Source organism: Celeribacter baekdonensis (genome assembly GCF_900102315.1).
In the GTDB taxonomy this organism is placed as follows: domain Bacteria; phylum Pseudomonadota; class Alphaproteobacteria; order Rhodobacterales; family Rhodobacteraceae; genus Celeribacter; species Celeribacter baekdonensis.
The window spans coordinates 1-12,470 of the sequence record NZ_FNBL01000014.1 but is presented as its reverse complement, the minus strand read 5'-3'; the positions used below and the strand labels follow the sequence as shown (position 1 = coordinate 12,470).

Sequence of the window (12,470 nt, the reverse complement as noted above, 5' to 3'; positions counted from 1 at the left end):
CTAAAGATCATCTGCGGCCCCATAGGCCATCCAACCGGCATCGACCGAAAGCACGGTGCCGGTGATGGCGGAGGCCGCATGAGAGGCGAGAAAGGCAATCGCTTCGCCAATTTCAGACGGGTCGATCATCCGTCCCAAAGGGGTGCGCTTGAGGATTTTGTCTTCCGCCAAAAGCCCATCCCGGATCAATCCGCGCACGAGGTCGGTGGCGACATAGCCGGGGGCCACCGCATTCACCCGAATGCCTTGACGACCCCATTCGGCGGCCATGGATTTTGTCATCGCCACAAGTCCCGCCTTGGCCGCGCCATAGGCATTGCGCCGGGGCAGGCCGGTGAGGGCGGCGATGGAGGCGAGGTTGACAATGGCCCCGCCGCGCCCGCTGTCGATCATGCCGCGTGCCACTTCGCGGCTCATCAAAAAGCTGCCCACAAGATGGATGTCGAGCAAACGCCGGACATGGGCGAGGGATTGATCGACTGTCGGCGTGTTGACGTCGCCGAGACCTGCGTTGTTGATCAAAATGTCGACCGGGCCAATCTCACCCAAGGCAGAGATCACCGCTTGCTCGTCGGTCACATCGACCGCAAGGCCAAGATGATCCGCCCCCAGTTCGGCCGCGCGGTGTCGGGCCAGATCACCGTTCAGATCAAGCAGTGCGACATGGGCACCACGCGCGGCAAAAATCTCGGCGCAGGCCCATCCAATGCCTGCCGCGCCGCCGGTGATGACAACCGTCTTGCCTGTGAAATTCATCAGCCATGCCTCCCCTATATGATCGCGACAGGTTGAGAGAATTTGACGGGTGGCGCGATGCACGAGGCGTGAAAAATCTTGGATATTTACGAAAGGTTTAAGGCTCTTAGGGAAATGTCCATTGTTGCCCCTCATGTGGTTTGAAATTCTGTCCTCCAACGCGCGAAAGGGAGGACGATCATGCGGATTATGTTGACGGGTGGAAGCGAAGGCATTGGTGGTGCGACATTGCGCCAGATGGCACGAGAGGCACAGGCTGCGGGCCGCCCTGCAAAAATTGTGACCACCGCATCGGGGCGCAATCCGGCCCCCGCCGCACTGATTGCCGATCTTGAACGCTACGGGGCCGAGGTCTTGTTTTTGACGGGAGATTTGGGCGACGCCACTGTCGCGCGCGATATCGCGGCAAAGGCGCTTGGGTTTCTGGGCGGGCTGGATGTGTTTGTCTCAAACGCCGGGGCGGGCAAGCCCGCGCCCTTGGCCGAGCAATCGCTTGAGGAATGGGACCGTATGTTCAATCTCAATGTGCGCTCGACTTTCGTTTTGGCACAGGCGTTTTATCCCGCGCTCAAGGCGTCCAAGGGCACAATCGTGGTGGTCGCGTCGATGTCGGGGATGCAGGCGCATCTGGGGCAGGCGGCCTATGCCCCCGCCAAAGCGGCGGTGATTTCATTGGTGGAAAATCTGGCGATGGAATGGGCCGCGGATGGTATTCGGGTCAATGCCGTCGCGCCGGGGATGATCCGCACGCCACTGACGGCGGCGATCTATGCCAAGGAAGGGTTGGAGCACGCCCGCGCGCAAAGAGTGCCTTTGGGCCGCGTCGGACGGCCCGAGGACATTGCCGCCATCATCGCCTTCTTGGCCGGGGAGGGTGCGGCCTATGTCACCGGGCAAACCCTTTTGGCCGATGGCGGTGTGTCGGCCACAGGGCTGAACAATCTGCCAAGCTGATCGCTCAGCGCAACGGCATGCCTTTGGGGCGGAGGCGGCGTTTTTGGGCGGCAATACGGAACGGTGCGTTCGGCGCGCCAAACCCCGTGTAGCTTCCACGCTGAAGGATTTCAAAGAACAGCCCACCGGCGAAGCTGCCGGAATAGAGTTGAAAAAACTCACCCTTCTCATCGCGATCATAGAGCACATGCGCGGCTTTCATTTTCTCAAGAAGACCCGGCGGGAAATCGAACCGTGCTGCGAGATCGTCGTAATAGTTGGGGGAAATCGGCAGGGGCGCAAAGCCGCGCTCTGCCAATTTTGCGGCGGTGTCAAAAATATCAGCCGTAGCCAGCGCGATGTGTTGCACCGAAGCGCCAAAGGTGTCGGCCAGAAACTGTCCCGCCAAGGTGCGATGCGTGTCCGCGCCGTTGAGGGTGATGCGAAACGCCCCATCGCGGGTTTCGATCACTTGCGAGCGCACCAACCCGTCAGGGTCGATCACATCGACCATCGGGCTTTTATTGACGTCGAAAATGGCGGTGTAGAACAGGGTCCAACTCAGCATATCCTCATAGCTCATCGTCTGGGCGATATGGTCGATATGCATCAGACCGACCCCGATCAAATCGGGTGCATCTTCGACCTTGAATTCCACCTCCCAGACCCGATCCAGACCCGTCTCTTTGTCGATGAAATGCATCACAGAGCCGCCAAGGCCCCGGATCGCCGGAATGTCCAATTCGCCAATGTCGAGGTCTTGGGAAAAACTCTGTGCCCCCGTGGCTGTGGCGCGGGTGATCACGTCCTGCGCGGAGTTGACCAGGATGCCAAGATCGCAAACGGTCGTGCCCCGCGCGTTGTAGGCATGGGCGGCGTGGCCGTCGGTTGCCTCATTGATGACAAGGCGGATGTCGCCCTGTTGCCACAGTGTGACGGCTTTGTTGCGATGGGTGGCGGCGCGGGCAAACCCGAGGGTTTTGAGCAGCTCGCTCAGGGTTTCGGCCTCTTTGCCGCGGGTGGCAAATTCGACGAAGGACACGCCTTCGGGCTTGACGCGCTGGGGCAGGGTGGGCAGGTCGAGTTTGAGACCGGGTTCGGCACGATGCACATCATCCATCAAGGCGATGAGGGAGCGATAGCCATCATTGGCCACTTGTTTGGTGTTGGAGCCACGGAAATGGTCGTTGAAAATCTCCAACGAAATCGGCCCCGTATAGCCCGCCGCCATGACGGCGCGGGTGAATCCCGTCACGTCAAGATCGCCCTCGCCGGGCATATTGCGAAAGTGGCGCGACCAATAGAGCAGGTCCATGTCGATCATCGGCGCATCGGCCATCTGAACGAAAAAGATTTTGTCGCCGGGGATCGAGCGGATGCTGTCGGGTGCGGTTTTGCGCGCCAGCGTGTGAAAACTGTCAAGGATGATGCCGATGTTCGGATGATCGGCCCGGCGCACGATTTCCCAAGCGTCGCGGTGATCGTTCACATGTTTGCCCCAGCACAGCGCCTCATAACCCACACGCAAACCGCGTTTGGCGGCCCGTTCGCCCAGCTCGCGAAAATCGGCGGCGGCGCGGTCAATCCCGCCCAAAGCCTGTGGATGGCACGACGAACAGACCAACACCAAATCGGTGCCAAGTTCCTGCATGAGATCGAATTTGCGCTCGGCCCGGTCAAAGGCCTTGGCGCGCAGGGGTTCGGGCAGGCCTTCGAAATCGCGGAAGGGTTGGAACAGCGAAATTTCCAACCCGTGATCGCGGATCATGTTGCCCACATCACGTGGGCTACCGTCAAAGGCGATGAAGTCTTGTTCGAAAATCTCGATCCCATCAAACCCGGCCGCCGCAATGGCGTCGAGTTTTTCGCGCAGATCGCCGGAAACAGAAACGGTCGCAATCGAGGTTTTCATGGCAGGCTCCTTGGACAGCTTAAGAGAGCTTAGGACAAAAGATCTTGGCGCAGGCGGTCTTGGTCAAGCGGCAGGTCGGTGAACAGGCCCCAAGCGTGAACGCCTTGGAAAAAGAACAATTCCCAGCCCGAGATGATGTCGAGGCCATGGGCCGCGGCACCGGTCAAAAATTCGGTCTCGACGGGTGTGTAAACCGCATCAAAGGCCCATTCGGCCCCCTTCATCGCTGTGACGGGCAGGGGGGTTCCCTCTTTGCCAACCATACCAACGGGTGTGCAATTGATCAAACCGACGGCCCCCTTGGCGGCCTCGACGGCGCTGTCAAATACCGTGACCGTCGTGTCGGGGGCGGCGTTGCGCAGATCGGCGGCAAGGGCCTCGGCTTTGGCGCGGTCCATATCGACCAGACGAATTTCAGCCGCACCAAGGGCAATGAGGCCAAAGGCCACAGCCCGGCCCACACCGCCAGTGCCGATCATCAAGGTGACACCCGTGGGCATCGCGGCGCGCTCGCGGGTGTAGGCGGCGACAAAGCCGGAATAGTCAGTGTTAAAGCCCTTGGCGTGGCCGTTCTCGAAGATCACGGTGTTGACCGCGCCGATCGCCCGCACCAGAGGATCATCAATCTCGACCTTTGCCACGACCTTTTCCTTGTACGGATAGGTCACATTGGTGCCGCGATAGCCCTTGGCCGCCAGCCCCGCAAAAATCGTGTCCCAGCTTGCACCGATGTCATGCGGGACAAGGCGGTCATAGCGGACATGTTTGCCGTTTTGCGCGCCGCACAGCTCATGCAGACGCGGGGAGCGGGAGGCGGCGATATTGTCGCCGATCAGGCCGAGGAGAAGGTCGGGAGCACTCATTTTGAAGCGGTCTCTTTCTTGCGGAATTTGGTCCAGAGCGGGGTTTGCGACACAAAGATCAGGATCACGGCGACAAACAGCACGAGCGACAGCGGGCTGGTCACGATGCCATGGAAAAACCGGCCCAAATCTTCGCGTTCAGAAATGATGGCGCGCCGCCAGTTGTCATCCAAAAGGCGTGACAGGATCACACCAAGGATCACGGGACCAAGCGGATAGCCATAATGGCGCATGAAATAGCCAAAGACGCCAAAGCCGAGCATCCAATAGACATCGGTGATCGAATTGTTCACCGCATAGGCCCCGACGATGGACAAGAGCAGGATCAGCGGGATCAACACAGCGCGCGGCATTTCGACGATCTTGGTGAACAGTTTGATGCCGGTGAGGCCAAACAGCAGCATAAAGAAGTTGGCCATGACCAAAGCGCCGACGATGAACCAGAACATATCGGGTTGCTCGACCATCAACATCGGGCCGGGATTCAGCCCGTGAATGAACAGCGCGCCGATCATGATCGCGGTCACCGCGTCGCCCGGAATGCCCAGCGTCATCATCGGGATAAAGGCCCCGCCCACGGCGGCATTGTTGGCGGTTTCCGGTGCCACAAGGCCCTCAATCGCGCCTTCACCAAAGGGACGCGACGGGTTTTTGGTGACGCGTTTGGCGTGATCATAGGCCATCAACGCCGCGATATCGCCGCCGGTGCCGGGGAGGGCGCCGATCAGAACCCCGATGGTCGAGGTCTGAAGCGACAGCGGCAAGTGTTTGCGGATCGTGCCAAAGGAGGGAACGATGCGGTTGATTTTCTGGCGGATCGCGGGGGTATCGACATGATGCAACTGCATCAGCGCCTCTGAGACGCCAAACATGCCGATCATCACGGCGATAAAATTGATACCGCCGCGCATCAAGGGGATGTCAAAGGTGAAGCGTTCGGTAAAGGTCAACGGGTCCATGCCGACTGCGCCAATGGCAATCCCAAGAGCGCCCGCAAAAATGCCTTTGACCAACGACCCAGAGGACAAAGAACCGACAAGCAGAATGCCGAGAACGGCCAAGAGCATATAGTCACGCGGTTGGAATTTAAGCGCAAAATCCGAGACAACCGGGGCCAGAACGGCCAGCACAACGATCCCGACCAGACCGCCGAAAAACGACATGACGGTGGTGGTGCCGATGGCTTCACCGGCTTCGCCGCGCTGTGCCATGGGATAACCGTCCATCGCGGTGGCGATGGCAGAGGGCGCGCCGGGGATGTTCAAGAGGATCGCCGTGCGCGAGCCGCCGTACACGCCGCCCATATAGATGCCGATCATCAGCGAGATCGCGGGCAGCACGTCCCAGGAGAAGGTGAAAGAGATGAGGATCGACACCGCCATGGTCACAGACAGGCCGGGGATCGCGCCGACGTAAACGCCCGCAAATGTGCCCACGCCGACCAGCAACAACAACTCAGGATGGGTGAAAATCGTCAGAAATGCCATGAACGCGTCCATCATGCACCTCCTTTAAAAAGATTGCGCAACAGCTGAAGGGCCTCAGCCTCGGGAACGATGCCTGCGGGCATCAAGACAGTGAACACGATGCGGAACACCAGATAGATCGCGAGCAGACTGCCCAGCGAGACGAGCAGGGTGAATCCCCAATTGCGTTTGGAGAGAAGTTTGATCGACGCGATCAGGAAAAGCGCGGATGTTGGTAAAAATCCAAGGGGTTTCAAAAGGATGCCATAGGCGACGAGAAACAGGGCAAGGATAATAACGAGCGGTGGCGTGATGTCTTCCATCACGGTTTCGTCTTCTGTTTTCGACAGTTTCACAGTACGCCAAAAGACAATCGTCACGCTGATCAGCATCACGGCCGCTGTGGCCATGGGGACAGATCCCGCGCCGGACAGTGCCTCAAACCCGGAAATCCCATAGGCGTTCCACAGCAGAACACCGCTGAAGATCACGAGACATGCGGTAAAGACAAGCTCGCCAGGACGACGTTTGTCGACGATGCCACCAGGGGTGGCGTCCGACGAGCCGTCCCGCGTCGAGTCATGGTGATGAACGTGATCTTGCATCTCTCCTCCAAGAGTTTGTCTGCTGTGAATTGAAACACCGCCCCTTACCGGAAAGGGCGGTGCCAGTGTTCGGCCAAAGCCGAACGCGTTTTGGACGTCTGGTGCTTATTCGCCGGGACGGGCTATGCCGAACTCTTCAGGCGAAGATTTGGTCATGCCAGCGTCTTGGAGCAACCAGGTGGTGCCTTGCTGCCATTTGGTCAGGAAGGCCTCGGCTTCGTCGCCCGAAATGCTCATCAAGGTGAAGCCACGGGTTTCCATCAGGTCGGTAAAGCCCGGATTGGTCGCGGCCACGGCAAAAGCGCCTTCGAGTTTTTTGACGACATCATCCGGTGTGCCTTTTTTGACGAAAACGCCAAAGAACGGACCCCAGGGCAGATAGGTCGCAAACCCTTCGTTGGTTGCTGTCACCGGGGCAACGCCCGGAAGATATTCGTTTTCTTCGACGTCCACCACGGCGAGGGCTTTGATTTTACCCGCACGCACGCTTTCAATCGCAGCCCCCAAAACGGCGGGCATGACGTCGATTGCGCCCCCTTGCAGGGCGGTCAATGCCGGGCCGTCGCCATCGTAAGGCACGGAAATCACGTCAAGATCGCCTTCGACCGTTTCGATCATCGCGGTGACAACCGAGGGCACGCCGCCCGGACCTGTGGAACCAAGGCGCACTTCACCCGGATGCTCTTTGATATATGCGATCATGCCAGCGTAATCGTCAAACGGAGCGTCCGCACCGGCCACAAGAATGGGCGTGCCGCGGGCCAGAATGTTGATCGGGGTGAAGTCAGAGTAGTCTTTGTCGCCAAAGCCCATGACTTTGTACAACAGCGGGTTCTCCGCACCCATCAAGATTTTGTAGCCGTCAGCATCCTCGTTTGCGACATGGTTCAACGCGATGGCGCCAACGCCGCCGGTCATGTTTTGCAACACAATCGTGCCATCCAGGATCTCTTCGGCATGGGGCGTCACGGCGCGCATCACGGTGTCTGTCGAACCACCGGCCCCCCATTGGATGATCCCTTGGATTTCCTTGGTTGGGTACTCTTGTGCTACGGCCGCAGCCGACATAAGGCTCAGTGCAGAGACTGCGCCGATCAAGAAACGTTTCATAGATGTCCTCCCATCAATGTTGTGCAGAGCCTTTGGTCCTTGGCTCGCCTGTGCATAACAGATATGCAAATTGTGAATAACGTCAAATACCGAAACTTTGATATTATTAACCTAGTGTTATTTTATCATCTGCCACCACACGGTCTTGCGTGTAAAAGCGGTGCTATTTTAGGAGCTTAACGGCTCAGTCGATGCAAGCACCAGTTCTTTGCGAAACTGCGTTATCGCGTATTCGGCAAAGCTGGATAAGACGCGCCCCTGCTTTTTGACCACGTAGCTGCGGATGCAACTGGCCTCTTTCAGGGGACGACGCACGATTCCGGGCATGTATACTTCGGCAACGGAAAAGCGGTCGATCAACGCAACGCCAAGACCATGACGCACGAGGCTGACAACGGTCTGGGCGAAGCGCCCGCGCATACTGTGCTGCATGTCTATGCCGTGATCCAGAAACGGTTTGACCAGCAAAGCGCCATAGGGATCATCGGGATCGACCCCGACTAGAGGTTCATTGACCAGATCGTGAACCGATATTTCGTCTTTCTCCGCCAAAGGATGCCCCTCTGGCAACACACAGACCAAGGTGGTCGCGGCGATCTCTTCGGTTTCGATGCCGGGGTTGTCGACTTTGGAACTCATGATCACAAATTCGCCCCGTTCCAACAAAAGGTAGTCGACGGTCTCTTCGATCTTGAGAATGTTCAGGTCGATATACAGATCGGGGAAACGGGAGCGGACATTGCGCAGGGCACGGGCGGCGATGAATTGCGCGACAGAGGGGGCAGAGGCAAAGGCAAGTTGGACGTTTTCGCCTTTTTGCAGGCTCTCAAGAGACAGTTGGAGGTTTTCAACCCCCTTATAAACGGCGCGGATTTGGTCGAACACGGTTTGCGCCTCGACGGAGGGGACAAAGAGCCCGGAGCGGCGTTCAAACAGCCGCAGGTTCAGCGTCTCCTCGGTGTGTTTGATCAACCGGCTGACACCCGGCGCAGACACGCCAAGATACTCCGCCGCGCCCATGATCGTGCCGCGCAGCATGACGGCGCGAATGACTTCGATTTGTCTCAGGGTGATATCACGCATGGATGGGTCCTCATCGGGCACTGACGCTCGGCCATGAATAACACAATGTTAATGTGGAAATATACATGATACTTGACGTTAATTCATGCAAGTATGAAAAGTCTTTCCAATTTGGAGGAAAATATCATGACTGCTCACGCGACCCCTTCTCAAGAGACCTTTGATCTGATCGTGATCGGGTCTGGTGCGGGCGGGCTGAGTGCCGCCGTGACCGCCGCGCATCTGGGGCGCTCTGTTGTCGTGCTTGAGAAAGAGCCGGTGATGGGCGGGACCTCGGCCTGGTCTGGCGGATGGATTTTTGCGCCCCGCAATCCGGTGGCGCAGCGCGCGGGCATTGTCGAGGACATAGACGCGCCGCGCCAGTATATTAAGGCGGTCACGGGCAACTATTACAAAGAGGAAAAGGTTGAAGCCTTTCTTGATGCCGCGCCGAAAATGGTCGCCTTTTTCGAAAACAACACCGCCCTGCAATTTGATGGCGGTTTGGTCATCCCAGACACTTATGGCCATCAGCCGGGTGCGGGCATGGGAGGGCGATCGGTGATTGCCAAACCCTTTGATGCGCGGGCGTTGGGCGCGAGCGTGAACATCCTGCGCAAGCCTCTTAAAGAGACTTCGTTCAAGGGCATGACGATTCAATCCGGCGCTGATCTCAAGGCCTTTATGACCATGACGCGCTCCGTCAAATCCTTTGCCTATGTGACCCGCCGCGTGTTGCGGCATTTCCGCGATCTTGCGTTTCACAAACGGGGCATGGAGCTGCGCAATGGGGCGGCTTTGATTGGACGCTTGATGAAATCGGCCAAGGATGCGGGGGTTGATCTGAGAGTGTCGCAATCCGTCTCTGATTTGATCTTTGAGGATGGCCGCATCACGGGGGTGCGTCTGAAGGATGGGCCAACACTGATCAGCAAATGTGGTGTCGTTCTGGCTTGTGGCGGCTATGGTCATGACCTCGCGCGTCGCGCGGAAACCTTTGAACGCAATGACGAAAACCTGACCCTCGCCGTGCCCTCGGCAACGGGCGACGGGCTTCGGCTTGGCGAAACTGTTGGTGCCGTGATGGATCTCGATCTGGCCAGTGCCAGCGCCTATTGTCCGGTCTCGCATGTTGTGTGGCCGGATGGGTCCAAAGGCCCGTTCCCGCATATCATTGACCGCGGCAAACCCGGTGTGATCGGGGTGCTTTCGGATGGCAAACGGTTCTGCAATGAGGGGCTTGGCTATCATGATTATGTGACATCCATGATGGATGCGGTCGACGCCGATGCCCCGGCGCGCTCCTGGCTGGTCTGTGATCATCGTTTCTTGCGGCGTTTCGGGCTTGGCATTGTGCGCCCCGCGCCGGTGCCCTTTGGCTATTGGATCACATCCGGGTATCTCAAAACGGGCAAGACGATTGCGGCGCTGGCCAAAGCCTGTGGTATTGATCCGTCCGGGTTGCAGACAACGGTGGCAGAGTGGAATGAGGGTGCGCAGCGGGGTGAAGATCCGGCCTTTGGACGCGGCAGCACCGCCTATATGCGGTTGCAAGGCGATCCCGAATACACCCCAAATCCGAACGTCGCGCCGATCGAGCGGGGGCCGTTTTATGCGGTTGAGGTTGTGCCGGGCAGCTTTGGCACCTTTGCGGGCCTGAGCACCGATGGTTCGGCGCGGGTGTTGGACGCGCAGGGTCAGGTCATCACGGGGCTTTACGCCGCGGGCACGGACAATGCGAATGTGTTTGGTGGGTTTTATCCAGCGGGTGGGATCAACCTTGGTCCTGCCATGACCTTTGGGTTTGTGGCCGGACGTCATGCCGCCACACAGGAGATGTGATCATGCCCCGCCGCTTGAGTGCCGCCCATCTCACCGCCATCGACCTTGACCCGCCGCGTTTCATCGAAGCCGCCGCCAAAGCCGGGTTTGATGGCGTCGGACTGCGGCTTTTGCGCGTGACCGACACCTCCCCCGGCTACCCGCTTTATGACGACCCCGCGATGCTACGCGCCACCAAAACGGCGATGGCCGCCACCGGGATCGCCGTTGGTGACATCGAGTTTCTCAAGGTGACGCCCGATACGCGGGTTGCGGACTATGAATGGCTGTTCGACATGGGTGCGGAGCTTGGGGCGCATCACCTGATCACCGCCCCTTATGACCCTGATCTGTCGCGACTGTCCGACACGCTGTCTGCGCTGGCGGAGGCGGGTAAATCGCGCGGCGTGGCGATCATTCACGAGTTTTTCCCTTGGACCAATGTGCCCGATCTCGACACGGCGCTACAGGTTGTCGAGGCCGCCGGACCTGAGGTGCATCTCTTGGTTGATAGTTTGCATTTTGACCGCTCCGGCTCCTCGCTCGCCCAGCTTGCGACGGTCGCGCCCGATCGTCTTCCCTTTGCGCATCTGTGTGACGCGCCTATGGCCGCGCATTATACAACCGATGAGTTGCTGTTCACCGCGCGTGAAGCGCGGCTTGCGCCGGGTGAGGGCCAGATTGATCTACGTGGTTTCGTGGCGGCTTTGCCTGACGATCTGCCTTTGTCGCTTGAGGTGCCCATGAGGTCTGCAGAGGGGTCGGAAGCCGTGCTGGCTCATCTGTGCGACATCACACGGCATTGGCTGACGCAGTATAACATTCATGATGTGAACTCACAGTGAAGTGCAGTTCTTGATATCTCGTTTTACTCCAACCGGTTCTGTATTTCCATCAGGTTGCTTTCAAAGACCTCAGCGGGCGTCCGGTAGCCAAGGCACTTGCGCGGCGTTGCGTTGAGGCGGTGGCAAATCGACCTCAAATATCGATTTGTCAGCGCCGTCGGTGCGGTTGATCTTGGCAGGTATCGGCGCAGCCTGTTGTTCGTATTCTCAACAGTGCCTTTCTGATAGGGCGCTTGCGGGTCACAGAACCAGGCATCCGCACCGATCCCGGCCTTGAGAAGTTTCCAGGCCGAGAACTCGGTGCCGCGGTCGAAGGTGATCGACTGGCGCGCGTCGGCGGGCAGGGGAGCCAACCCGTTGATCAGGGACTCCATGATCGGTTTGGATTGGCGATCTTCATTACGCATCACGACGGCATAGCGGCTGACGCGCTCAACCAGTGACGTCACGTTTACCTTCCCATGCTCCTTGCGGAACATCACCAAGTCGCACTCCCAATGACCGAATTCTAAGCGTTCTGAGACGCGCTCAGGCCTGTGTGACAGGCTTTGAACGTCGAATATGTGGGTTCTGTTGTGCCTGCGGTAACCACGCGGCCGGCGGCGGCGGCGATGCTCAGGGAGATGGCGGTAGAACTGTTCCTTGCGACCGTCTTTGGAATAGGCAAAGCGATAGATCGTCTCGTGGCTCACGCGGATCGGGTGCCGTTCGATCCGCATCCGGCCGGCTATCTGTTCGGGCGACCAGCCAGCCTTCAGGCGGTCTTCGATGGCGGCTTTCAAATCAGGGTGAATGATCATCTTGCGATGGATCGCGCGGCGCTGCTCATATTTGTCCTGAGCGACGAGCGCGTGATACCCATTTAGCTCAGGCAGTTCGTCGTCCGTGTACCGATTACGCTTAATGTCTCGGTAGATCGTGGACGGGTCGCGACCCAGTCGATCCGCGATCTCTGAAATCGGCATTTTGGCTTCAAGCCACTTTGCAAGCTTGCGACGTTCGTCCAGCTTCAGGTGACAGTAGTGGGGTTCCATTCTTCATCCTCCGTGCAACTCTCTGTTTTAGTAAAGAATTTGCACTTCGTTTGTGAATCCACC

At 58.5% G+C, this 12,470-nt stretch carries 11 protein-coding genes; 3 read left to right on the top strand and 8 right to left on the bottom strand.

The window, feature by feature from the left end; translation table 11 throughout:
* Entirely contained in the window at window positions 1-756 is a 756-nt protein-coding gene (locus tag BLT54_RS17895; RefSeq protein ID WP_074646550.1) for an SDR family NAD(P)-dependent oxidoreductase, read from the bottom strand.
* A 180-nt stretch (window positions 757-936) separates the two neighbouring features.
* Between BLT54_RS17895 and BLT54_RS17890 the strand changes: the two genes are divergently transcribed.
* On the top strand, window positions 937-1,710 hold the full coding sequence (locus BLT54_RS17890) for an SDR family NAD(P)-dependent oxidoreductase (protein ID WP_074646549.1): 774 nt from the start codon (window positions 937-939) through the stop codon (window positions 1,708-1,710).
* Window positions 1,711-1,714: 4 nt separating this feature from the next.
* Here the strand turns inward: BLT54_RS17890 and BLT54_RS17885 are convergent, their stop codons facing one another.
* From BLT54_RS17885 to BLT54_RS17860, 6 genes are all read right to left on the bottom strand, one after another.
* Window positions 1,715-3,601, bottom strand: coding sequence for a bifunctional sugar phosphate isomerase/epimerase/4-hydroxyphenylpyruvate dioxygenase family protein (locus BLT54_RS17885; protein WP_074646548.1), 1,887 nt, complete (start codon window positions 3,599-3,601; stop codon window positions 1,715-1,717).
* Between the two features lie 29 nt (window positions 3,602-3,630).
* The gene (locus BLT54_RS17880; RefSeq protein WP_074646547.1) at window positions 3,631-4,464 is read right to left on the bottom strand and encodes a shikimate dehydrogenase family protein; all 834 of its coding nucleotides are present in this window, start codon (window positions 4,462-4,464) and stop codon (window positions 3,631-3,633) included.
* Window positions 4,461-5,963: a tripartite tricarboxylate transporter permease gene (locus BLT54_RS17875; RefSeq protein ID WP_074646546.1), complete on the bottom strand. Its 1,503-nt coding sequence runs from the start codon at window positions 5,961-5,963 to the stop codon at window positions 4,461-4,463. Before BLT54_RS17875 ends, BLT54_RS17880 begins: the two co-directional genes overlap by 4 nt.
* Window positions 5,963-6,535: a tripartite tricarboxylate transporter TctB family protein gene (locus tag BLT54_RS17870; protein WP_074646545.1), complete on the bottom strand. Its 573-nt coding sequence runs from the start codon at window positions 6,533-6,535 to the stop codon at window positions 5,963-5,965. Before BLT54_RS17870 ends, BLT54_RS17875 begins: the two co-directional genes overlap by 1 nt.
* Window positions 6,536-6,640: 105 nt before the next feature.
* Window positions 6,641-7,645 carry a Bug family tripartite tricarboxylate transporter substrate binding protein gene (locus tag BLT54_RS17865; protein ID WP_074646544.1) on the bottom strand — a complete coding sequence of 335 codons (1,005 nt, stop codon included), beginning with the start codon at window positions 7,643-7,645 and terminating at the stop codon, window positions 6,641-6,643.
* A gap of 168 nt (window positions 7,646-7,813) precedes the next feature.
* Window positions 7,814-8,728: a LysR family transcriptional regulator gene (locus BLT54_RS17860; protein WP_074646543.1), complete on the bottom strand. Its 915-nt coding sequence runs from the start codon at window positions 8,726-8,728 to the stop codon at window positions 7,814-7,816.
* Between the two features lie 126 nt (window positions 8,729-8,854).
* Between BLT54_RS17860 and BLT54_RS17855 the strand changes: the two genes are divergently transcribed.
* Together BLT54_RS17855 and BLT54_RS17850 are read left to right on the top strand one after the other, a co-directional pair.
* The gene (locus BLT54_RS17855; protein ID WP_074646629.1) at window positions 8,855-10,549 is read left to right on the top strand and encodes an FAD-dependent oxidoreductase; all 1,695 of its coding nucleotides are present in this window, start codon (window positions 8,855-8,857) and stop codon (window positions 10,547-10,549) included.
* Between the two features lie 2 nt (window positions 10,550-10,551).
* A complete protein-coding gene (locus tag BLT54_RS17850; RefSeq protein ID WP_074646542.1) occupies window positions 10,552-11,373 on the top strand; it encodes a sugar phosphate isomerase/epimerase family protein in 822 nt (273 codons plus the stop codon).
* A 23-nt stretch (window positions 11,374-11,396) separates the two neighbouring features.
* Here BLT54_RS17850 and BLT54_RS17845 read toward each other — a convergent pair whose 3' ends face one another.
* Window positions 11,397-12,407, bottom strand: a complete 1,011-nt coding sequence (locus tag BLT54_RS17845; RefSeq protein WP_074639867.1) for an IS30 family transposase — start codon at window positions 12,405-12,407, stop codon at window positions 11,397-11,399.
* Window positions 12,408-12,470 lie beyond the last annotated feature (63 nt).